11 protein-coding genes are annotated in these 24,770 nt (G+C 56.2%); 5 read left to right on the top strand and 6 right to left on the bottom strand.

Annotation, left to right across the window (positions count from 1 at the left end):
- Positions 1-143 precede the first annotated feature (143 nt).
- A complete protein-coding gene (locus tag KUV22_RS16435; protein WP_222232869.1) occupies positions 144-2,999 on the top strand; it encodes a TonB-dependent receptor in 2,856 nt (951 codons plus the stop codon).
- A gap of 125 nt (positions 3,000-3,124) precedes the next feature.
- Positions 3,125-4,633 (top strand): tryptophan halogenase family protein, encoded by a 1,509-nt coding sequence (locus KUV22_RS16430; RefSeq protein WP_222232868.1) that lies wholly within the window; start codon positions 3,125-3,127, stop codon positions 4,631-4,633.
- A gap of 49 nt (positions 4,634-4,682) precedes the next feature.
- Here KUV22_RS16430 and KUV22_RS16425 read toward each other — a convergent pair whose 3' ends face one another.
- On the bottom strand, positions 4,683-5,525 hold the full coding sequence (locus KUV22_RS16425; protein WP_222232867.1) for a universal stress protein: 843 nt from the start codon (positions 5,523-5,525) through the stop codon (positions 4,683-4,685).
- A 257-nt stretch (positions 5,526-5,782) separates the two neighbouring features.
- Between KUV22_RS16425 and KUV22_RS16420 the strand changes: the two genes are divergently transcribed.
- From KUV22_RS16420 to KUV22_RS16410, 3 genes are all read left to right on the top strand, one after another.
- Positions 5,783-7,540 (top strand): alpha-amylase family glycosyl hydrolase, encoded by a 1,758-nt coding sequence (locus tag KUV22_RS16420; protein WP_261319650.1) that lies wholly within the window; start codon positions 5,783-5,785, stop codon positions 7,538-7,540.
- Positions 7,541-7,884: 344 nt separating this feature from the next.
- Complete coding sequence (locus tag KUV22_RS16415; protein WP_222232866.1) at positions 7,885-13,542, top strand: PQQ-dependent sugar dehydrogenase; 5,658 nt, start codon at positions 7,885-7,887, stop codon at positions 13,540-13,542.
- A gap of 18 nt (positions 13,543-13,560) precedes the next feature.
- Positions 13,561-15,003 (top strand): DUF1552 domain-containing protein, encoded by a 1,443-nt coding sequence (locus tag KUV22_RS16410; protein ID WP_222232865.1) that lies wholly within the window; start codon positions 13,561-13,563, stop codon positions 15,001-15,003.
- Positions 15,004-15,082: 79 nt separating this feature from the next.
- On the opposite strand, the gene KUV22_RS16405 is transcribed toward KUV22_RS16410, so the two are convergent.
- From KUV22_RS16405 to KUV22_RS16385, 5 genes are all read right to left on the bottom strand, one after another.
- Positions 15,083-15,919, bottom strand: a complete 837-nt coding sequence (locus KUV22_RS16405) for a DUF3014 domain-containing protein (RefSeq protein ID WP_222232864.1) — start codon at positions 15,917-15,919, stop codon at positions 15,083-15,085.
- A gap of 254 nt (positions 15,920-16,173) precedes the next feature.
- The gene (locus KUV22_RS16400; RefSeq protein WP_222232863.1) at positions 16,174-18,090 is read right to left on the bottom strand and encodes an alpha-amylase family glycosyl hydrolase; all 1,917 of its coding nucleotides are present in this window, start codon (positions 18,088-18,090) and stop codon (positions 16,174-16,176) included.
- Positions 18,091-18,113: 23 nt separating this feature from the next.
- The gene (locus KUV22_RS16395) at positions 18,114-20,510 is read right to left on the bottom strand and encodes a glycoside hydrolase family 31 protein (RefSeq protein WP_261319649.1); all 2,397 of its coding nucleotides are present in this window, start codon (positions 20,508-20,510) and stop codon (positions 18,114-18,116) included.
- Positions 20,511-20,614: 104 nt separating this feature from the next.
- Positions 20,615-22,516, bottom strand: coding sequence for a glycoside hydrolase family 13 protein (locus KUV22_RS16390; RefSeq protein ID WP_222232861.1), 1,902 nt, complete (start codon positions 22,514-22,516; stop codon positions 20,615-20,617).
- Between the two features lie 220 nt (positions 22,517-22,736).
- Positions 22,737-24,677, bottom strand: coding sequence for an amidohydrolase (locus tag KUV22_RS16385; RefSeq protein ID WP_261319648.1), 1,941 nt, complete (start codon positions 24,675-24,677; stop codon positions 22,737-22,739).
- Positions 24,678-24,770 lie beyond the last annotated feature (93 nt).

Genomic DNA, 24,770 nt, shown 5'->3' with positions numbered 1-24,770 from the left:
CGATGGTGATCTGGGTCGGCTCCCTCCTCCTCTGCCGACCCTAGCTTCTCCCCCTCCTCCCCCCTGGGGGGTGGAGGATATGGACTTCGGGTAAGCCTAGGATGGCATTACTCACCATAACGATAAGTCCAAGGGAGATGATGATGAGTCTGACAAACAAACGATTTCGACCGGCGCTGCTGTCCGCAGCTATCGCCGCGTCCGTAACTTCCGTTGGCGTATTCGCTCAGGAAGAAGACGGAAACACTAGCCTCGAAGAGATTACCGTTACCGGCTTCCGCAAGAGTGTGATGGACTCCATCAGCACCAAACGCGATGCCAAGGGCGTTGTTGAAGCCATTTCTGCAGAAGATATTGGCAAGCTGCCCGATTCCTCCATCGCAGAATCTCTTGCCCGCCTGCCGGGTCTGGCCACCCAGCGCCTCGACGGTCGTGCCAGTCGCGTAAGCATCCGCGGCTTCGGCGAGAACGAGAGCGCTACTACATTCAACGGCCGTGAGCAGGTGTCCATTGGCGATAACCGCGGCGTTGAGTTTGATCTTTACCCGTCCGAGATCATGAGCGGTGTAACCGTATACAAGACCCCGACTGCCGATCTGGAAGCGGAAGGTATTGCTGGTGTAATCGACATGCAGACCGTTAGCCCGCTGGAGCGCGGTGAGCGTGTTGTGAAGTTCAATGCTCAGATGGAGCAAACCAGCTTCGATAAGCTGAACCCAGACGGTGAAGATCAGGGTCAGCGCGCGACTATTTCCTATATTGATCAGTTCGCTGATGACACCATCGGTGTTGCTTTTGCCTATAACACCATGAGCTCCCCTAATCAGGAAGAGCGTTGGAATGCTTGGGGTTACCCCGAGATTTTCGTGGATGATCAGGGTAATTATCACAACTGGCCAGGTAATGATGAGAACCGTAATGCAGACGGTACTCCTTGGGAATCCACTGGTGCCAGCATGTTGGGCGGTGCCAAACCGTTCGTGCGTTCTTCTGAGCTGAAACGTGACAGTGCCATGTTGGTTGTCGAGTTGCAGCCGAATGAAAAACTGAACGCAACTCTTGATGCTCTCTATGTAGATTTCTCTGACGAGAAAATTCTGCGTGGTATCGAAGTTCCTTTTGCTTGGGGGCAGGGCTCCTACTCTCCGGTTGGTGAAGCTCAAGATGGCTTCTTCACTTCTGGTGTTAGTGAAGGTCAGCGTGTTGTTGTACGTAACGACCTCGAAACTCGCGCTGCCGAGATGACCTCTTTTGGTGTGAACACCAAGTATGACTTCAGCGACACGCTGCAGTTGGAGTTCGATGCCAGCCACTCTTCAGTAGAGCGTGACATTTGGAGCTTCGAAAGCTATTCCGGCACCGGCCGTGGTGATAACGAAGGTGTTGCGGACGATCTGACTTACACCTTTAATGGTGGCAATACTGGCGCTCAATTCGGCCATAATCTGGATTACAGCGATTTTGATCTGATTCAGCTGGGCGGCCCGCTGACTTGGGGTTACAGCGCTGCGCTGAACAATAAGTTCAACCTGGGTGGTACTCAATACGAAAATGCCGCACAGGATGGCTTCCTGAATGCTCCCGAGATCGATGACGAGCTGACTTCCTTGAAGCTGGCCGCAACTCAGATCGTTGAAGCGGGCATCGTTAATGAAGTTACCTACGGTGTTTCTCACCGAGACCGTCAAAAAGTGAAGAAGTCTCAGGGTTACTACATGACTCTGGCGAGCTTTGACGGGACTCCGGAAAATAGCACCCTGGTCGTGCCGGAAGAGTACCGCTTGGGTAGCGTATCTCTCGACTTCATCGGCATGGGCGATATGGTTGCCTATAACGCTGCTGGCTTGCTGCGTGACGGCTACTACGACCTGACCGACGAAGCGCTGACTGGTATTCAGCATCTGACCAAGTCCTATGACGTCAGCGAAGCGATTACTGCTGCATTTGCTCAAGCTGGCTTCGAGACGGAGGTGGCTGGTCTGCCTCTGACCGGTACAGCCGGCCTGCGCTATGTCCACACTCAAGTAGACACCAAGGGCAGTGTTGGTCGCGTTGTTGATGGCCTGGTCGTTCCTGTAGCAAGCGATGTTTCGCATGATTACAGCCATGTATTGCCAAGCCTGAACATGGCTCTGGCACTGACCGACGAGCAGACTCTGCGTTTTGGTGCCGCCAAAACTATCTCCCGTGCGCGCATGGACGAGATGAACTCTTCTGTTGAGTTCGGTATCGAATCCCAGCCTGATGGCAACGGCAACTTCTTCAAGTTCAGTGGTGGTAACCCGTACTTGGAGCCGAAAGAAGCGATCGGTGTTGATCTGTCTTATGAGAACTACTTCAGTGATGAAGGTTACTTCTCTGTGGCCGTGTTCTGGAAAGACCTGAGCCAATGGCACTTTGATGACAACTATGAAGTCGACGCCTTGGACGTTCTGGATATCGATCCTGCTCTGATTCCGGATGGTGCGGATACCACTGCTACCCGCTACAGCAAGACCAATGGTGGTGGCGGTACTCTGCGGGGCTACGAATTGGCGCTGTCTCTGCCGTTCAATATGTTCAGCGAGAGCCTTGACGGGTTCGGTATGATTGCTAGCCACACCGGTGTTAGCTCTGATGTTAAAGATCAGAATGACAACGACTACGAGCTGGCTGGCCTGTCTGATAGTATCCAGACACTGACCGCGTACTACGAAAACTACGGTTTCTCTGCACGTACCAGCCTGCGCAAGCGTTCTGACTTTAAAGGTGAAGTGTACGGTGTTGGCTTTGATACCGCCCAGGTCGACGTACTGGGTGAAACCTTAGTTGATGCGCAGATCGGTTACGACTTTGCTGAATCTGGTATCGGTGGACTGGAAGGTCTGTCCGTATTCCTGCAGGGCGTAAACCTGACCGACGAGCCGTTCACCACTCTGCAGGGTGACAGCGCGCTTCAGGTTCGCGATTACCAGAGCTATGGTAAGACCTACCTGCTGGGCTTCAGCTACGAGCTGTAATTTTTGTAGCTAGTCTCACAGTCCAAAGCCCTTGTAATCTATGATTACAAGGGCTTTTTTTATTCCTTCAGATTTTCAGATAGCCAACAGCGCTTCTGTGCGCGGTATACGTAGGGGGAACTCCATTGGAAAGTAAAGCAATAAAAAAGCTGGTAATTCTCGGTGGCGGCACAGCCGGCTGGATGGCAGCGGCGCTGATGATCCGGATGCTTGGGAAGGTAGTGGATATTACCCTTGTAGAATCCGACCAGATTGGAACTGTCGGCGTGGGCGAGGCTACTATCCCGCCGATCCTCACTTTCAACCAGGCGTTGGGTCTGGATGAGAAAGAGTTTCTGCGTGAGACGAAGGGTAGTATCAAGCTGGGTATTCAGTTTGAAAACTGGTCCAAGGAAGGCGAAAGCTATATGCACGCCTTTGGGTCAATCGGAAAAGACTTCCCGCTTTGCGATTTCCACAACTTTTGGATCCGCTATCGCGAGCAGGGTGGGACCGACAGTTACTGGGACTACTCCCTAAACTATCAGGCTGCCGTACAAAATAAGTTTGCTCAATTGGGGAAGATTCCGAATACCAATCTTCCTGGTATTACCTATGCCTACCATTTTGACGCTGGCCTGTACGCAAAATTTTTGCGTCGACAGGCTGAGGGGCGAGGTGTTAAGCGTGTCGAAGGGAAGGTTACGAATGTTCAGAAATGTGCGGAAACTGGCTTTGTCGAGCAGTTAGCATTGGAAAATGGACAGGTAGTGGATGGTGACCTGTTTGTCGATTGCTCAGGATTTGTTGGCCTACTGATCGATAAGGCAGTGGGTAGTGAATATGAAAGCTGGAAGCAATGGTTGCCATGCGACCGCGCAATTGCGCTGCCGAGTGGGTCGCCTGAATATATACCGCCGTTTACACGATCTGTCGCCCATGGCGCTGGATGGCAGTGGCAAATTCCTTTGCAGCATCGTACTGGTAATGGATTGGTATATTCAAGCAGTCACTGGAGTGATGAACAGGCAAGGAGTGTATTGTTCGATAATCTTCCCGGCGAGCCTTTGGCTGAGCCGAGAGTTATTCCATTTCGAACGGGGCATCGTCGTGAGCAGTGGTGCAAAAATGTCGTCAGTCTTGGCTTGGCGAGCGGCTTTTTGGAGCCTCTGGAGAGTACATCTATCCATCTCGTCCAGTCGGCCGCAACGCGCTTGATTAAGTGTTTTCCACATCGCGGTATTAGAAAAGAAGATGTTTCTGAGTTTAATCGTCAGTCTCGCGTGGAGATGGAGCGAATCCGCGATTTTATAATCCTTCATTACAAGGCAAATCAGCGTCGTGACACTGACTTCTGGCGACACTGTGAAGACATGGCTATCCCCGATTCATTACATGAAAAAATGGAGCTATTTCGTGCCACTGGTAAGGTGTTTCGTGACTACGACGATTTATTCACTGAGATTGCTTGGTATCAAGTAATGATTGGTCAAGGATTAGTTCCTGAGGACCATCACATCATTGCTGATGGTTTGAACGACGGTCAATTAAATGACCTTATGCAGAGCCTGAAGACATTGGTTCAAGGGACCGTCAAGCAGCTTCCACGGCACGAAGAGTTCCTTTCCGCGATGTTGAGAAAAAAATCTAAATAAAAAACGCCGGCAATGCCGGCGTTTTTTACACAAGATGAAGGTTGTGAAATTAGTGCGCGGTATTGGTAAACGCGTTACACACCATCACATCGATATCCAGCGAGCCGATGACACGCTCGGCGGTATTGCCACGCAGAAGTGAGCCGGTTTCGCCGTACTGGTTCAGGGTACCCATAACCACCAATTCAGCGTTGATCTCTTTGGCGATCTCCGCAACTACTTCGTTGGTGTAGCCCTGCTTCACGTGAATGCGGTCAGTTGGTACGCCGGTTTTGGTGGCCAGCTTGGCCAGGGCGCCGCGGTCCGGGTACAGCATGGAATCCAGGAACGCGTTCACCAGGTGCAGTTCCGCACCGTATACCTCGGCAATGTAGCTGGCGCGCTCGGTGATCTGGCGGTTCAGCTGGCGCTGCTGGGTGGTCTGCGCCTGGTAGTTGACGGTAGCCAGTACCACTTTACGGCGGTCCTGTGCGCCCGGACGGATCAGTACTACAGGGCATTTGGCCTGCTTCAGTACCTGCCACTTGGACTCGGCGAAGGTGAAGCGGCTGCTGCTGCGCGCGTGTACCGGCAGGTAGATCATTTCCGCGTTGCAGCGCTTGGATTCCTGGATGATGGCCGCTTGCCAGTCGCTGGACCAGCATACGGTGATGTCGAACTCCACGCCGGCCTCTTCAATCGGCTTGCGAATCTGGTCGCGGAACCAGAACTCGTCGCGGAACAGGTGATCATTCACCGCGCGGGTGTCTACGGCTTCGCCGTCAACGGCTACGAACACGGCCAATTTGGGCTGCGGGTTGCGCTCGCGGGCGGTTGCCAGGGCGCGGTCGAGGGCTACGTGGCGCTCGTCGTTGGGGTCTACGACCACGAATACTACGGGTTTGTCCTGCATGTTCACTCCTACAAATTTGGAAATCTGGTCCCTAAGTTCTCTCCCTGCGCAGTGTTTGTTCTTCTCCAGCGCAGATTCACCGCCCTCTGTTTTTGTGAGCTTTTTGTGCTTGTAGGCGGCCCCTAGAACGGGGAGTCAAGACTATCACCGACCGTCGATTTTTTCATCTACGCCCCGCCTCGGGAGGATGAATCTGGGGGGCAGCGGAGTACATTAGGCTGATGTGATGACCGTTCTATAACGACGGAGGGAAGATAATGAGAAAAATGACCAGTTTGGCGGCCTTTATTTCAGCGGCGGCCCTGACTATGAGCGGATGCACCGACAGCGACGTCGAATCCGTACAGAGCGCCCCAGAGGCCCCCCAGAATGTAGCCAAGGCGGAGCCGGCCAACTACAAGAGCGCGGCCACTGATCCGTTCTGGAACAACGCTACCATCTATTTCATGCTCCCGGACCGTTTCCACAACGGTAACCCGGACAATGACCTGTCCTACGGCCGTAAGGGCGATGCCGCCCATATGCGCGGTTTCCACGGTGGTGACCTGCGCGGCGTGATCCAGAAGCTGGAAGAGGGCTACTTCACCGACCTGGGTGTCGATGCCATCTGGATGTCTCCGATCATCGAGAACGTGCATGGCTACGACGAGGGTGACAAACGCACCTACGCGTTCCACGGTTACTGGCCGAAGGACTGGACTACCGTAGATGCCAACTTTGGTACCGAAGAAGAACTGGCCGAGCTGATCGCCAAAGCGCGCAGCAAAGGTGTGCGCATCTTTATGGATGTGATCATCAACCACACCGGCCCGGTTACCAGCGAAGATCCGCTGTGGCCGTCCGACTGGGTGCGTACCAACCCGCAGTGTGATTGGAGCAGCTTTGCCCAGAACGTCACCTGTGCGCTGACCGACAACCTGCCAGACATCCTGACCGAAAGCGAAGAGCCAGTCGACCTGCCGCCGCAGCTCACCGAAAAGTGGCAGCGTGAAGGCCGTCTGGAGCAGGAAGTTGCCGAGCTGGATGCCTTCTTTGAGCGTACTGGTTACCCGCGTGCACCGAAGTACTACATCGTGAAGTGGCTGACCGACTGGGTGCGCGAATATGGCGTAGCAGGCTTCCGTGTAGATACCGTAAAACACGTTGAGCCAGAGATCTGGGGCGTACTGAAAAAAGAAGCGAGCCTGGCGCTGGCCGAGTGGAAAGCGAATAACCCAGAAAGCAAACTGGATGATCGCGAGTTCTTCATGGTCGGTGAAGTTTTCCATTACGGCGTAAACAACTTCGCCAGCAGCGAAGGCCGTTACTACAACTTCGGTGATCGCAAGGTCGACTTCTTCAACCACGGTTTCGATAGCCTGATCAACATGGGCTTCGCCGCCCACGCTTCTCAGGATATGGAAAACATCTTCAGCGACTACTCCAGCATTCTTCACGGTGGTGAGCTGGATGGTGTTGCCGTGTTGAACTACCTGGGTTCCCACGATGATCACCACTCGTTCGACCGCGAGCGCAAGCAGGTGAAAAGCGCGGCGCTGAAACTGATGTTGGCACCGGGTGGTGCACAGATTTACTACGGTGATGAAATTGCCCGCCCGATGATTGATGAGCAGGCCTACGGCGATGCATCCATGCGTGTGCCGATGGACTGGGACAGCATTCAGCAGAGCGAAACCAGCGAGATTTTGAGCCACTGGAAAAAGCTCGGTCAGTTCCGTCAGTCGCATATGGCGGTAGGTGCTGGTGTGCACAAGCAGCTGAACGAAGCCCCTTATATTTTCTCCCGTAATCTGGAGCGTGATGGTGCGGAGAGCGACCGTGTCCTGGTTGCCATCGATATGCCCGCAGGTGCGAAGAGCGTTGCAGCTGGTGACGTATTTGCCGAAGGCGCAGTGGTAAAAGACTACTACTCTGGCAGTGAAGCCGTTGTCGAAAATGGTGAGCTTAAGTTCGATACCGCATTCGACATTCTGCTGCTTGGCGAAAGCAAATCCAGCCAGATGAGTGCGCGCTAATTTTTGAGTAACGAAATTTCGAAGATGTTTTTCGAGTCCACATTTATCCTTGTGTGACCCAACCCTCTCTTTCTCGTCGAAAGGTTTGCCGGTATCAGTATTCTGATATCGGCTTTTTTTTGCCTGTAATTTCCGCAAATTGTTCGCGCTTTAACACAAATTGGCGGGGGGGACGACTACGCCCCGGGGGGGAGGAGGAAAGGTTCTATAAAAAGGGAGTAACGTAAACACTCGCCCCAAAAAGGGGCGTAAAAAACATGCTGAGAGGTCGTCAGCAAAATAATAAAAGCCGCATGTAAAAACATGATGGTCGTCCGGATAAAAATAACTCCCGGAGCACAGCGATGATTTCTACCCCGAAAAAAGCCGGAGTGTCACACTCCGTTGCTGACGTTTGCCTGCGCGTTTTTTTTGCGCTGGCATTACTCTTCCCGTTGAGCGCGAGCGCGCAAACCTGGTCTGAAGCCTGGTTCCGCGGCACCCCGAATAATTGGGGCACCACGGCGATGGAATACGATGCCGGTGAAGGTGTTTGGGTTACCGAACAGACCTTCGATGACGCCAACCCGCGCTTCAAGATCAGCCACTATCAGAACTGGGACGAAGCCTACCCAGCGAACGACTATCAGGTTGCTAATGGCCGCTACCGCATCACGTTTAATGATGCCAGCAAAGTCATCAGCGTAACCGAAGTGGTCGAGCCTCCACCCGGGAATTCCCCCACGAGTATCTGCTTCGATAATCCGGACAATTATGCCCAGCCGCATATTTATTTCTGGAACCCGCAGCCGGGCGGTAGCGTGAATAATCTGCCGGGCTGGCCCGGTAATGCGATGACGGCATCGGGTGAATATTTCTGCTACGACTTTGAGTCGCATCTGAATGGCGGCGTGATGCCGGATTCGCTGAGCGTTATTTTCAACAACAATGGTGCGCCGCAAACTGCGGACCTTACCTACGACGGTAACCCCTGCTACATCCAGAACCAGTGGATGACTGCGGATGCCTGCGGGCTGGACTCGGAGCCGGTAGTCGACCTGCCGCCTACCACGCGCCCATTGCTCGAGCAGCCGCTGAATTTCCCGATTTCCGGTAATGTCTCCGGCGGTAGTTACCGTTTCGAAATCGCCTACCCGAATCTTCAGGGCCAGTTTATGTCCCCGGTGATGGTGATTTCCGATGGCATTAACGATTCCATGTATGTGGTGGATAAATCCGGTTCCATATTTATTTTCCCGAACCGGGAAGATGTGGCGCCCGGCGAAGTGAATACCCTGTTGAACATCGACAACGAGGTGCGCAACTACCACGAGCAGGGCCTGCTCAGCATGGCGTTTGACCCCAACTACGCCAGCAACGGGTATATTTATATTTACTACATCCACGGAACCGACGATAACGAACGCGCCCCGGATGGTAGTTACGGCGACGCGATCCTCGCGCGCTGGACAGTAGATAATCCCAGCAACCCAACTCAGGTGGTTGCCAACTCCAATGTGGAAATCCTGCGTATCCCGCAGCGTGGTCCGGACCATAAGGGTGGCATGATGCAGTTCCACCCCGAGGACAATAACCTGTACCTCGGTGTTGGTGACGGTGCCTACGGCCACAGTGCCACCATGAGTTACCCGGAAGACCCGCGTACCAATAACGGTGCACAGGAAACCGATAACCTTCTCGGTGCCTTCATTCGTATCAAGCCGCTGGCACAGCCGGTGGACGGCAAGTACTACGAGATTCCCGCAGACAACCCGTTTATCGGCGTACCCGGATTCCGCGAAGAAATCTGGTCTTACGGCCACCGTAACCCGTGGCGCTGGAGCTTCGATACCGAGGCGCCGTACACCCTGTGGGAAACTGAAGTCGGCCAGGCGGGCTTCGAAGAAGTTAACCTCATCGAAAAAGGGAAGAACTACGGCTGGCCGGTGTGTGAAGGCACCAACAACCGTGGTGACCTTGGCGGCGACCCCGCGAAAAACTGTAGTACCGATTTCGAACCGCCGCGCGATGGTTACGCTCACCCCACCGGTTACTCCATTATCGGCGGCGTGGTATATCGCGGAAATTCGCTGCCAGGCCTGAGCGGCCGGTTTGTCTTCGGTGACTACGTTACCAAGCGCATCTGGTCGATTGTCGACGGCGAAGCCAAGGAGTTAATTAGCGAAGCTTTCCCGGAAAACATCGCCTCGTTCGGCACCGACCTGAGTGGTGAGACATTGTTGGTCTCCACTTACGGTGTGGAGTACGGTGGCCAATCGACGATCTACAAAGTTGTCGATGACGATGCGCAAAGCGCGGTGATCCCGGCAACACTTTCTGCAACCGGTTTGTTCGCCGACGTGCAAAACCTGGTGCCGGTTACCGGCGTACTGGAATACGACCTGAACACCGATGGCTGGTTTGACGGCTCCGATACCCGTCACTTTATTGCCTTGCCGAACGACAGCCAGATCACGTTCGACGGTACCAATAACTGGGACCTGCCGATCGGCTCGGTACTGGTAAAACACCAGAGTATTGCTACCGCAGATAGCCCAGCCAAGCCATTTACCACGTCTGTGCTGTTCCGGCAGGACACCGGTAATTGGCAGGCGGCAAACTATTACTGGAACAGCGACGGCAGCGACGCTGACCTGGTTACAGAATCACTCACAGTGATGGACGGCGGTATCGAGAACCGTCAGAGGGCCGTGCAGTCTGCCGCCGACTGCGGATCCTGCCACATCGGAAGTGGCAGTCGCGAGCCCCTGGCGGTACATACCCGTCAGCTGAACAAAAACTTCCAGTACGGCGAAGGTGCACAAACCATCGCTAACCAGCTGGACGTGTTCAACAACATCGCACTGTTTACGCAGAACATTGGTGGTGCCGATACCCATGGCAGCTTTGTTGATGCGGAAGATACCAGTGCCGATCTGGACGAACGTGCACGCGCTTATCTGGACACCAACTGTTCCCACTGTCACGCCAGCGGCTTTATGGACCTGCAGTACGACACGCCGTTGGACGAGATGCGCCTGGTGAACGTGGAAACCACCGGTGGTGCCGCACGCCTGCGTCCGTTCGATCACGCCAGCAGCCTGGTCTATATCTATCAGACCACCGATAACAACCGCATGCCGAAGGGCACCCTGTATACCAACCCGGTGGCCGAGGCTCTGTTCCGCAACTGGATCGACAGCGTCAACGCTCAGCAGGTTGGTATCGTGGTACGCGCCGATGACAATCGCCTCAATGAGGGCGATGCATTGAACGTTAATGTTTTGGCGCTGTACGACAACGGCTTTACCGTACCGGTGGATGTTGCTCCGAGCGTTACCACGAGTGATCCTTCGCTCGTTGATGTCGAGTCGGTAAGCCAAAGCGCTATCGTGTTGCGTGCGGGTACCACCAAAAATGGCACCGCAACGATCACCGTGCAACAGGGTGGATTTACCGAAACTCTGGATGTCGAAGTCACGGGTATTGAAGTCAGCATTACCAAGTTGGAAATCGCCCCGGGCAATGTCGCCCTGGATAGCAGCCGCCAACTGGTTGCCTACGGTGTGCGTGCCGACGGTACGCGCGCAAATGTATACGGGCAGGTTGTTTGGTCTGTGACCAGCGGCCCGGCGACGATTGATCAAAGTGGTCTGGTAACCCGCAATGCGCAAGGCGCGGTTACGGTGCAAGCCGTGTTGGGTGAGTTAACCGCGGCGGCCACTCTGGAAGAGGGCTTCAACGGTATTGCTGTCCGTTACGACAACCCGGAAGATTGGGATCAGGTATTCGTCCATCTGTGGGTAACTGTAAATGGCCAGGACCAGGCGCTCACTCAGTGGCCTGGGCTGTTGATGTCCGGCCCCGATACGGAAGGTTGGTGGAGCCATTCAGTAGACGAAGCTGATCTGGAAAATGGTGAAGTCAATCTGGTGTTCAACAGTGGCAACGGTCAGCAGACCGGTGACCAGCGCAACATCAATGAGTCCTCCAGCTTTGTCGGCGGTGCCTGGGAACCGTGGGTTCCTGAAGCACCGGTGGGTGGCGACACCTCACGTGTGTCAGTGATTGGCGGAACAACCTCTGATGGCGGGCGGGATTATGCAATCGGCAGTGTGATTACCGTGAATGCAGATGCGGCTCCTTTGGGCACCGAATTCGGTGGCTGGACTGGCGATGCGGCGCCTTACATCGTCGGTGATCCATCGCAGCCTCAGGTGCAACTGTTGATTCCGCAGCACGACCTGTCGCTGGTTGCACTCTTCCCGAGCAGTAATAACGACTACCAGGCCGGGCAGAACTTCTACGCAGCCCAGTGTGCAAACTGTCACGGCGATCAGGGGCAGGGCGATGTGGCACCGGCTCTGGCAGGTACCGGCAGTAATTGGGATCTCAATGTACTCACGCAGTACATCGAAGACTTTATGCCGATGGACGCTACCGCCAGTTGTGCGGGCGACCAGCCGGGTGCCTGTGCCTATGAAACGGCTCGCCTGATTGTGGACGAAGCCTGGAGCACGAGTAATTGTTCCGGCAGCGACTGCGATGGCAGCAACCTCGATGCGCGTAACATGCGTCTGCTGACCCGTGAGGAATACCTCAACAGCGTCAGCGATGTCTTCGGTATTGCCTTCGATGAGTCTGTAATGGGGCCGGTGCCCGCAGATGGCTTGTTCCGCAACTTCGACACCGCTTCCTTCCTCAGGGCCGGCAACGACCGCACCCTGGGGTACGAGCAGGTTTCGGAGCAGGTTGCCGACATGGCGGTTTCCCAGTTCGGCTTTAACAGCTTGATTGATGGCTGTGGCGATAACCGCTGTGTGGTCGACACACTTGGCTTCCGCCTATTCCGCCGTCCGCTGACGACGCAGGAAATCGATCGTTACACCGGCTTGTACACCAGTGAGGACGATGGCCGTCTGGTTGTCCAGGCCATGCTGATGTCGCCGCACTTTATGTACCGTTCCGAGTTGGGTGAACTGGATAGTGCGACCGGGTTGTACCGCCTGAACAACTATGAAATCGCGACTCTGCTTTCCTACACCTTCTGGGTAACCACGCCAGACGACACCCTGTTGCTGGCTGCGAGCGATGCAAACTTTGATGTGGCCGCGCAGGTAGACCGTCTGCTGGCGGACCCGCGTGCGGAACGCGGACTGCGCCGCTTTATCTCCGGTTGGCTGATCAACAATCAGTATCCATTCCCGGCGATTAGCAGTGCGGATCTGATTTCGGCATTCAAAGAAGAGACCGTCGGTTTCGTGCTGGAAAATATTCGCGGCAACAACGCATTCAGTGAGTTGCTCTCTGCGAATTACACCTGGGCGAACGGTGAACTGGCCGCGCACTACGGGTTGGAAAATACCAATGGTGACTGGTCTATTCGCAACTTCCCCAACGGTGACGCGCGCAGTGGTACCGGCCTGCTGGGTCACGGCAGCTTCCTCGCTTCCCGTACCAGCACGGTAAACCCGGCGCCGATCAAGCGTGGTGTTTATGTGCGCGAAGTGCTGATGTGTCAGGAGTTCCCGCCACCTGCGGCAGCCGACTTCAACGTAGTGTTTGAAGATAGCGACAGCAACCGGGAAGCCACCGCGCGGCATACCTCGGATCCGGCCTGTGCTGCCTGTCACCAGTTTATTGACGGTGTTGGCTTCGGCTTCGAGCGTTTCGGTAGTGATGCCCTGTATCGCACCATCGAAACCATCGGTACAGGTGAGCAGCGCGAAATTGACGATAGCGGCAGTATCAAGAGCCTGTACAGCGCGGCTACGGTGCTAGACCCGGCGAGCGAAAGCTACGACTTCTACTCAGTACCGGAGCTGGCATCGCTAATTGCCAGCAGTGATCAGGGCGAAGCCTGCTTTGCACGTCAGTTCTACCGCTACGTGGTTGGGCGCGAAGAAGGCACAAGTGATGACCTGATCATCCACGCGGTCAGTGAAGACCTGCGCAATGGCGGTGGCATGCGCGACATGTTGCGTACGCTGGTTCTGTCTGACGCCTTTACTCTGCGTCGCTAAATTCGGGAGATAAAAACAATGAAACTGCTGAATAAACTTGGTTTTGCTTCCGTAAAGGAATCCACCAGCCAGTCGCGCCGCAAGTTCCTGCGCAACCTGGCACAAGCCGGCATGCTGTTGCCGGTGGCCAGTAGCATGCTCGGGCAACGGGTATTTGCACAGGGCGGTGCCGCCCAGCGAGTGCTGTTCCTCTATTATCCCAACGGTGTGGTGCCCTACAACTGGGTACCACAGCAGGGGCCGGGCACCATCAGTGGCAGTCAGGAACTGAGCTTTGGCTTGGGGCCGCTGTCTTCCTGGCACGATCGCATGATCGTTCTGCAGAACATGACGCTGGATATCGGTAGCGGTGCCGGAGCCCACTACAACGATATGCGCGGCATTCTCACCGGTAACAATGAAATCAGCCGCGAAAGTGCCAGTATCGATCACTTGATTGCGGAGCAGCTGGGCAGCGAGGGTGTATTGAGCCTCGGCGTGCGTACCGGCGGCCGCTCCGACATCATGATCTCCAAACCGCGCGGTTACGATAGCGGCGCCCGCCCGATTCCGAATAACGACCCGGCGGATGCCGCGCAGAAACTTGCCGTTGGTATTAGCGGTGGCGGCAGTAGTTCTGGTGGCAGTAGCTCCGGCGGCAGCAGTGGCGATAAGCAGGCCTATTACGAAGCGATTCTCAACGACTTCGATGGCCTTGCGGAAGTCACTCTCGACAGCGCCCGCCGCGACAAACTCACACTGCATGAAAATGCGCTGAAGCGTTTGCGGGATCTCGCCGGCAATCAGGTAGGCGAGTGCAGCTTCAACACCAATGTGATGAGTGACCCTTATGCCAGCTCCTCCAGCCAGCTAACGCCCAACGAATGGCAAATGTTCCCGCATTTGGCGCGCGCGCAAATCGATAACATTGTGGGTGCTTTCTCCTGTGGCCTAAACCGGGTCGCCACCCTGCAGCTCTCCAAAGGGGATGAGAACGGCAACCTGGTGAACTATTCGTTCGACGAGTGCTGGCAAATGTCGCAGGACGCCATTAGCCAGGGTATTCAACACAGTAATGGCAGTGGCACCGTTGGTTCCATTACCCGCTGGTACAACGAATTTGCCAGCCACAGTGCCTCGCATCGCCCGGGCGATGTGCCACACACCGCACAGGTGCGCTGGTATCACAGTCTGCTCGCCTACACCCTGCAGCAGCTCGAAAACAGCGGCTTGCTGGATGACACCCTGGTGGTGATGTTCTCCGAAGTTGGCGATGGCTCGAAGCACGGTGGTGCAGCGGGTGCGGTAACCCTCGCCGGTGGTGCCGGTGGCGCCCTGCAAATGGGCCGTATCATCAATTGTGGTGACGGGGTCAATAATGGCCAGCGTATTTATGGCACGCATCAGCTGTTTGGTGATGTGGCTCGCTATATGGGTGTAACCAATTTGCCGGAGAGCCACTGGTCTGGCGGGGTTGTGTAACCGCTTCGATCAGTTCAAAACAAAAAAGCCCCGAATCTTCGGGGCTTTTTTGTTTGACTCACAGAAAGGCTGTGGCGAACTACTCCTGTTCGGAAGGCATGTTTTCAAGCTTGCCTTTTAGCTCGGTTAGCTTTTCTTTAACGCGTGCCGCGTTGTCCGGGCCAATGCGGATCATCAGCTTGTGCAGGCCGGGCATTTTCTCCATTTTTTCGTCTTCAAATTTGTAATACACCGTGGGGCGGACCAGCTTAACCGGGCCGTCGACTTCCGGTGCGGCCAGTGCCTGGTCGATGGCGGCGAGTAGTGCCGCGTGGAAGTTCTTGTTCTTGAGCCCGAGTTCACCATACGCCTGCTTCAGACGTGGGTACCAGAACTGATACAGATTTACCGCTGTGTCAGTATCCACCATGGCGAACAGACGCACGGGGGCGTCGTAGCGCTGGTAGTTCTCCTGCGACAGTACATAGACCTTTTGTCCGTCCGGGCGGATCTCCAATTCTTTTACTGCAATTTTCCCGTCTACGTTTTTAAACGGACGGTTCTTGTGCATCAGGTCGCCCTTGGTTGCCGTGTTGACGGCGGCTACCCATTTGCGCACCACTTCATCGGGCACAATCCAGCGGGCGAGTGTGCCATCGGCGGAGAGGCTGACGAGATCGTTGGCGGCCTCTTTGTCGCTATCGTTCAGCGCGGGCAGCTTGCGCGGCTCTTCCACGGGCGGAGTGGGTTCCGGCGCGGGGGGGATTACGGGTTCCGGCTCTTCCAGTTCAACTTTGGGTTGAACTTCGGGTACCGCCTCGGGCACGGCCACCGGTGTCTCGGGGCGGTGGGCTTCTTTAATTACAAACCAGTAAATACCGGCAACGACTGCCACGGCCACCAGTACGGCAACCAGCCACTCTTTGGTTCCACCCATATCACCATCCTCCCTTGAAACGCTGCGCCCCCAATCTGGCGCCCCAAAAATCAGTTTAAACCACTGACTGTGAAGTCTGAGACAGTAGCAGGTTGGAAAGGTTTCGGATACGGGGGCGTGTGGCAGGCGGGGACGAGTGCAGTCTGCGGAGCTATGGTCGGGGGCGTGGAGGCGTGTGGGCGTGGGATGGGAAGAAAGTGCGGGGCGCGCAGAGGCGCCCCGCCCAGTATCAGAGCGAGTATCAGAGCTAGAGGTCAGTGCTCGAGCTTGAGGATCTGACCGGAAAGCTGAGGCGCAGTCAGGGCGACGGAAGCGCTGAGGTCATCGGCGACCACCAGTTCCGCCGTACCTTCTTGCAACTGGTTGGTAAGGGTGTACTTACCTGGAGTCAGCTGCCACTGCGTGACCAGGTCAGACGGCAATGCCAGGTTCACCGCGCTGTCGCTACCGGCGAAGTTAGCAACCACCAGCAGGCGATCATCACCAGCCCAACGGGCAAAGCTGTACAGCTTGTCGGAGTAGTTTTCACCTTGCTCGCGGTTGTAGCGGTGCAGGTCTTGGTACTCACCGGAGAGTGCGGCGCTCTGGTTGCTGAAAGTCAGCAGGTTGCGATAGAAGTCGCGCAGGGACTGCTCGCCCGCGGACAGCTGCTCGCTGTTGAACTGACCCTCGTTGTGCCAGCGACGGATGCTAGGTACAGACCAGTAGTCGAAGATGGTGGTGCGGCTGGTTTTGCCGAAGCCCGCATCGCCATCGCCCGGCTCGCCCAGTTCCTGGCCGAAGTAAATCAGCGTCGGCGCACCGCTCACGGTAGCGGAAACTACCATGGCCGGGATACCTGCCTGCGGGTTACCGGCAAATTCCGGAGAAGCAATGCGCTGCTCGTCGTGGTTTTCCATAAAGCGCAGCATATTGGCTTCAATACCGCTCAGGCTTTCCTGAATCTCCACCAGCGGATCGGTGCCGGCTTTGCCTTCCATCACCGCGCGGATGGCATCGTAGGTGCCTACCTTGTCATACAGGTAGTCCATCTTGCCCAGGTGGATGTAATCCCGGTACAGCTTGGGCTGGTAGATTTCCGCCAGCAGCAGTGCGTCGGCTTTCTGCATTTTGATGCTGGAGTTCAGGTAGCTCCAGAATTCCACCGGCACCATGCCGGACATGTCGTAGCGGAAACCGTCGACACCGAAGGCGAGCCAGTAATCGGTGATCTGGCGGAACTTCTTCCAGCTATCCGGAATTTCTTGCTCCGCCCAGAAGGCCGCGTGTGCACGGAAGTCTTTCTCGGCGTAGTCGGCTGGCAGCTGTGCAAAATCGTAGCTACCGTCGGGGCGCACACCGAAGTTGATCTTCACGGTTTCGTACCAGTCGCCCTGCTGCGGTTGCGGGGCGCGGCTGCCGTTGCCGGTCCATTTGGCCGGTACTTCTTCAAACTTGCCGTCTACCAGATCGTGGGCTTCACCGTTTAGCGGCTGATAACCGTCAGTGGCCACCGGCACCTGGAAAGGCTCGCCGGGAACGTAGTAGAAGTTGTTGTCGCGCGCGTAGGCTACGCTGCTGTCGTCGTCCGCACCGAAGTCGACAACACCTTCCGGTTTGTCCAGGGACTGGTAATTGCGCGCAACGTGGTTGGGTACGATATCAATGATGACCTTGAGGCCAGCGGCGTGGGAGCGCTCCAGCAGCGCTTTGAATTCTTCCAGACGCTTGCTCGGGTCGTTGGCGAGGTCCGGGTTTACCGAGTAGTAATCCTTGATCGCGTAGGGAGAGCCGGCACGGCCTTTCACCACATCCGGGTCGTCATTAGCGATGCCGAATTCGGTGTAGTCGCGTACTACCGCGTGGTGCAGGGCACCGGTGTACCAGATGTAGTCTGCACCCAGATCGCGAATCTCTTCCAGCGCCTTGGGAGTGAAGTCACTGAACTTGCCCACGCCATTTTCTTCAATGGTGCCCCAGGGTTTGTTGGTGGCGTTGGTGTTACCAAACAGGCGAGTCATTACCTGGTAGATAACTGGCTTGCCAGACAAACTTTCTACTGGTGCCGCAACTGCAACCTCAGTATTCGGCTGGGTTTGTGCACTTTCCGTTGCTTCCATTTTGGCACCGCAGCCACTCAGGGTGGCGGCAGCGACGGAAGAGGCGAGTACGAGCTGAATAAATTTTTTCATCTTCTCTCTATTCGCTTTTTTGTTTACTGGGCAACCGACAGGGACTGGCTTGCGCCACTCCACGGGAACTTCACGTGCAGGGTTTTTTCACGCTTGTTGTACCAGGCGGTGTTCTCGGTCAAATCTTTTTCGCGCTTCACCAGGGCAATGGTCTGGTTGCCCTGTTGGATGGCAGCGGGCAGGGTTACGTTGTGCAGTACCAGTTCTACATTGCGGCTTTCCGGGGCGCCGGTGTAGCCATCACCTTCACGGGTAAAGGTGAAGTCGATACCGGCTTCATTGCGCTCGCCGCTGAACAGTAACTTTTCGTACTGGCCCTTGGCGAAGGCGTCGGCGGTCTCACCATCGTCTTCGTACACGGTGCCGGAGGACTGTTGTACTGACTCGTGTGCGTAGTAATCTAGGCGCAGGTATTCGCTGGTGTATTCCTGGGTATTTTTCATATCCGCCACGGTGGGGATGAAGGCACCGGCGCGCACCAGTACTGGGATAGTTTCCAGGCTCACCTTGATCTCAGCCTTGTCGCCGCCGTACTGATTGTCGTTCCAGTAGTCGAACCAGATTCCGCCCGGCAGTTCTACAGATACGCTGCGCGTATCTTCCATCACCGGCGCTACCAGGAAGTCGTTACCCCACAGGTAGGCACTTTTGTTATCCATCAGTTCGAGATTGTTTTCGTTCTCGAAGAACAGTGGACGCATCAGTGGCATACCGGTCTGGCTGTTCTCAAACGCCAGGGTGTAGTTGTACGGCAACAGGCGGTAGCGCAGCTTGATAAAGTCGCGGGTAATCCGGCGGGTTTTGCGGTCGTGGAATACCGGCTCCGGCGCAATTTTTTCCTGCGCGTGTGGGCGGTAAACCGGCTGGAAGGTGCCGTACTGCAGCCAGCGAATGTACGGGGTGCGCTCAAAGCGCTCGCCATCGGCAAAGCCGCCCAGGTCGGAATGGGTGTAGGCAAAACCGAGCAGGCCCATTTGCAGGGACAGCTCAACCTGCGGCTGCAGGCCACCCCAACCGCGGGACACGTCACCGGTCCACGGGATCATGCCGTAGCGCTGGGAGCCCGGGAAACCGGCGCGCATCATAATGAAGGGGCGCTCGTCCGGGTTGTTGGCTTTTTCGTTTTCGAACAGCATCTGCGCCCAGCGGTGGCCGAAGGCGTTGTGGATTTCATCCGCCATGCCGATCGCGTGCACGGTGTCGGACGGGTGCACTTCCGGTTCGCCCAGATCGCCCCACCAGCCAGAAACGCCCTGTGCTTTCAGGTCTTGGTAGATATTCCAGAACCAGTCGCGGCCGTCTTCGGAGAAGACGTCGATCAGGCCGGTGTTACCGAAGTAAAAATCAAACTGCTTGGGCTTGCCGGCGAGGTTCTTCGCCAGTGCGTTGCTGGCTACTGCTTCGTCCCAGCGCTCAGAAGTGGAGAGAACAAACGGCTCGGTAACCAGAATGGTTTTAATGCCCTGTTCTTTCAGCTCTGCCATCATCTCGACCGGCTGCGGGAAGTTTTCTTTGTCCCACGCCAGGTTGCCCATGTGGCCTTTGATGTCCGGGCCAAACCAGTACAGGTCGAGTACCAGCGCGTCTACCGGAAAATCTTCGTCGCGGAAGGCTTGAATCGTTTCACGCACTTCCTGCTCTGAGCGGTAACCGAAGCGCGAGGCGAAGTTACCCAGCGCCCAGCGTGGCGGCATTGGCTGGCGGCCGGTAACGTCCACGTAGTTTTCGATCAGCTTGGGATAGTTTTCACCCGCCACTACGATGTAGGCGCTGCGCCCACCCACGGCTTCAAACTGCATGACGCTTTCTTCGCTGGCGCCGAGGTCCATGGTGCCGGTGGCGCTGTTGTCGAACAGCAGTACGTATTTGTTGCTGCTCATCACCGCCGGCATGGAGAAGTACATCTGCTCGGATTCGGTGGAGTAGCCGTAATGCGCCTTGTTGTACAGCGGCAGGCGATGGCCGCGGCGGTCCATGCCCAGTACGCGCTGGCCGCCACCAATCAGTTTCTCATCATCGGTCAGGTTAAAGCGGAAGCCGCGCATGGTCTGGTTGGCGAAGAAGCCGTGCTCTTCACTCAGCAGCGGCTTGCCGTCGTGCAGGTATTCGATCGCAAACGGCGACTTGTGAATCACCGCGGTGATGTCGCCAAGGGAATAGCGCAGCGCTTCGGTGGAAACATTCAGTTCCGCCTGCACGTCTTGCTGCAGTTGCTGGTGTGCGCGTGCGAAGGAGGGCAGCTGCTTCATACCCTCACGCTGGTAGTGCACTTCCAGTGCGCCAGAGTTGAGCGGGGTCAGGGTTACCTGGCTGTCGCTGGTTTCGATCACCAGCTTGTCATCGAACAGCTTGTGTTCCTGATAGCTGCGCGCGGTATCCGCAAATGCTGGTTGCAGGGCGGCGGCCAGTGCTGTTGTCAAAACAGTTTTCAGGCCGAGTTTTTGGAACAGCCTTGTGGGCTTTTTACTTTTCACTACTTTCATCGTCGCGTTCACTTGTATTTTTGATTCAGTACTGTCGTTTTTTAGAATATTTCGGCAACCAGTACATCGCTCGGAGCGAGTACCAGTTCCTGCAGCGATTGTGATTCGCCGCTGGTGATGTCGGTGGCAGTGGCTTTATCGCCAAGAACTTCCGCCATGTGCGCAACGGGTAATTCGCGCGCGCGGTCGCTCTTGTTGATGGCTACCATCACCGTCTCATTTTCGTCGTAGCGGAAGTACACGTAGAGCCCGTCGATGGGGGCAAAGTGCTTGAGCTTGCCGCTGTGGATTACGTCTTTTTGCTTGCGCCAGTTAAACAGGGTGCGCACATACTGCTGCGCTTCGCGCTGTTTGCGGCTCAGCTTTTTACCGGTAAACGCGTTGACCTTGTCGCCCGCCCAGCCACCGGGGAAGTCACTGCGTACCACGCCGTCGTCGCGGTGCTTGGGGCTTTTTGCGAGGATTTCATCGCCGTAATAGAACTGCGGGATGCCGCGCATGGTGGCGATATAGGCCACCGCCATGCGGAACTTGCCCATGTCTTCGTCCAGCTGGCTATACATGCGGCTCATGTCGTGGTTGCCGGCAAGGATGACCAGATTATTGGGGTCGGGGTAGAGCACGTCATTCGCCAGAGATTCGTACAGGGTGACGAGGCCGGTGCTCCAGGTTTCCGGTTTTTCCAGCCCATCGCGCAGGCCATAGAGCAAGGGGAAATCCATCATGCTCGGCACGTGGGATACATAACCGTTGCGGTTTTTGTTGCCCGCCTGCCAGTAGGCTACCAAGGCCGCCTGTCGGGTCCACTCTTCACCAACGATGTTGAGGTTGGGGTACTCACGCATCAGGCGTGCGGACCAGTCGGCAAGAAAGTCCGCGTCGGAATACGCATAGGTGTCTACACGAATGCCAGACAGGTCCGCATATTCCACCCACCAGATCGCGTTCTGGATCAGGTAGTTGGCCATGCGCGGGTTGCGCTGGTTGGGGTCCGGCATGGTGTCCACAAACCAGCCATCGGTGAACAGCTGGTGGTCCTTGTGGCTGGCATAGGGGTCCATGTGCACGGTGCGGGCGTGGTTGGTGTATTCGTATTCGCCTTTGGCGACGCCCTTGCCGTTCAGCCAATCGTCCGCCGGCAGGTCATCGAGCCACCAGTGTCCGTCGCCAATATGGTTGGGCACCATGTCCTGGATAACGCCAATACCCTTGTCCTTGGCTGCCGCCACAAACGCGCGGAAGCTGGCGTTGCTGCCATAGCGGGAGTCGATGCGATAGAGGTCTGTCGCCGAATATCCGTGGTAAGAGTATTGCGGCTGGTCATTCTCGATCAGTGGGTTCGGCCAGATCTGGGTGAAGCCCATATCGGCGATGTAGTCGAGGTGCGCCTGCATACCGGCGATGTCACCACCGTGGCGGCCGTTCGGGTCGGCGCGGTTGGCTTCTTCTTTGGTATCCGCGGTGTTGTCGTTACTGGGGTCGCCGTTGGCGAAGCGGTCCGGGGTAATCAGGTAGATGGTATCGCTGGAGTCGAAGCCCTGGCGATCGGCGGAGCCGGCGCGGCGCTGCTTCAGCTCATAGCTCAGTGCCTGCTGCCAGCCGTCCTTGCGCAGTTGAATCTGCAGGGTGCCCGGCTTGGCATCGGCGGCTACCGACAGGTTGATAAACAGGTAATTCGGATTCTGTTCGCGCTCGGTACCGATCACGGTCACGCCGGGGTAGTCGAGGCTGACTTCGGCACCGGCGATGTCGCTGCCGTGCAGCATCAGCTGCAGGCTCGGCTCGGCCATATTCGCCCACCAGAACGGCGGTTCGGCACGCTCCAGCTGCGGTGTTGATGAGAGGTCGCTCGCGGCGGCAATGACTGTGGACGGAACCGATACGAGAGTGGATGTCAGCGCAAACATCAGGCTGGCGGCCAGGCGGCGAGTGGGCTTGGACATGGCGGGCACCTGTAGAAATCCAGTCGGGCCGTCTCAAGGCGCCTCCCGTTAAAGAGTTCGCTGAGACTTTCCGGTTATTTTCTCCATTGTGCCCAAGGGCTGCACCCTTGTTATCCCCCTCTGGTGAGGGGGAGAAAGACATTAATTCGTGCTCCTAAAAGAACCGATACAGAACCCCTGTAGAACCCATATTTGTGGCGGATAATCACCCCTCAGATGGTCATTTCATCTGCCCGAGCGCCTCGCCAAAGACACGGTTGGCCATGCAGATATCCCCGTGCCCCGCGGGTTGCTGGCTTGAGTGGCTATGCCCCGCGTGAATTGCCTCGGCCAACAGACGTGCGGTGGCCTCATTGGGTACCGGCCCGAGCCCGTTTGCCGCGCTGTTGTTGTGCTGAATTGGCAGTTTACGCCCCTCGTGTACGGTGCCCCAGATGGCAATATCCTTGATCTTCTCCGGAGCGATTGTCATCGGGTTGTCCGCAAGAACGGTGAAGTTCGCGAGTTTTCCCGGCACGATGCTGCCAACTCTCTCTTCGAGGCGCAGGGAGTAGGCCGCGTCCAGCGTGACCGCCTTGAGTGCGCCCATGCGGCTGGCGCGTTGGTCCGGGCCTGCCACCCGGCCGGAAACGGTCTTGCGGTTCACCGCACTGTGCATCAAGAACAGGGGTTGGGCCGGGGCCATGGGCATGTCCGAGTGGAACGAGTAGGAGATACCGGCGCGTTCGATATCGCCAATGCGTACCATGTTATCCGCCCGCTGCGGCCCCAGGCCGACCTTCGAATACCTATCCCCGAGCATGACCAGGTAGTAGGGGTTGCCGCTGAAAATGGCACCGACCTTTTTCGCCCTGTCGACCTGGTCCTTGTCCGACACGGCAATGTGGACCAGCACCGTGCGGTGGTCATGCCGGGGCTTGCGCCGCATATTCTCTTCCAGGTTATCCAGCACCAGATCAAGACCGGCGTCGCCGTTCACGTGGATGTGGATCTGATAATCGGCGTCCCAGTAGGTCCGGAATGCCTTGGAAAAGTTCTCCGGTTGCATGATCCACTCGCCGTGGTGCCCATCCAGGTAGGGTTCGCGCAGTTGCATCAACTGGGAATAGACCGCGCCGTCGGCAAACAGCTTGATCTGGTTGGGGGTGATACTGGTCATGCCTTCGCCCCAGCTCAGGGTCTTTTTGACCTCCGCGACGGCGTTGTCCGGGGAGGCTTCGAAAATGGAGCGGCCATCGGGAATAAAGTAATAGCGGAACGGGGAATCCGGCGGCGACAGCACCGCATTTTCCGCCGCCTGCAGTTCCTTCGAATAAAGGCCGCCGGGCTCCGAGGCGAGAGTGACACCGTTGGTGTGCATATATTGCTGGGTCAGCTGCAATCCCTTGTGGAATTTCTGCGGGGTGGTAATGGCAGACAGCAATTGGGGTGCCCAGGCAAACATGCCGCTTTCCCAGAAGTGTCCCTTGGCCAGGTCGGTTTGTTTCTGTGCGGCCTCTGGTAATGCATCAATAAATGCCTGGTCGATACCCAGTTTTTCCAGCGCCTTGGTATTCATAAACGTTTCGTGCCAAGAGCGATGGATCACCACAATCGGCCGCGTGGTGCTCACTTTATCCAGCAGCTCTTTGGATAATTCACCGTGAAACAGTTGGTGAAAGCCCCAGGAAAATAACACCTCATTCGGGTCTTTCAGCTTTGCGTTGGCTTCCTTCAGGCGCGCGCGATACTCCTGTTCGGTATTCGCCGCGGGAATAGTGCCGTAGGGCATCTGCCAGGTTTCGATGGCAATAATTTCCGACGACATGGTAAGTGCCGTCAGCATCGGATGATCGTGCTGCGCAATTAATCCCGGTACCAATACTTTGTCGGCAAAAGTACGATCCACGGTAAATTTTTGATCGCCCGCAGCGGCCCTTAACTCCGCCAGTGAACCGGTCGCCACAACGCGATCCCCGATCACTGCCACTGCCGTGACATTCGGTTTATTCGGCGAAAGCGTGACAATTTCTTTCGCCACAAAAATCGTGGCGGGCTCGGGGGGCGATGCGGCCTCCGCAATGGACTGCAAACTCACGCTCTGAGCCAATGCGAACTTTGTCAGCAGTAAAAAACTGCCTGTAGCGGCCAACCGAAATAGGTTCATTAGCATCCTTTTCATCCGATTTTCCTGTGGCGCCTATTGAGAAAGTGCGTAGCAGCGCGATTTTTTTCAATCACGGTTAAATATCTGCTCAAGTTTAGAACGCGTTCC

It is taken from the genome of Microbulbifer agarilyticus, from assembly GCF_019800665.1.
Classification (GTDB): domain Bacteria; phylum Pseudomonadota; class Gammaproteobacteria; order Pseudomonadales; family Cellvibrionaceae; genus Microbulbifer; species Microbulbifer agarilyticus_C.
The sequence above is the reverse complement of the archived record's forward strand: the minus strand, read 5'-3'. Positions and strand labels throughout refer to the sequence as shown.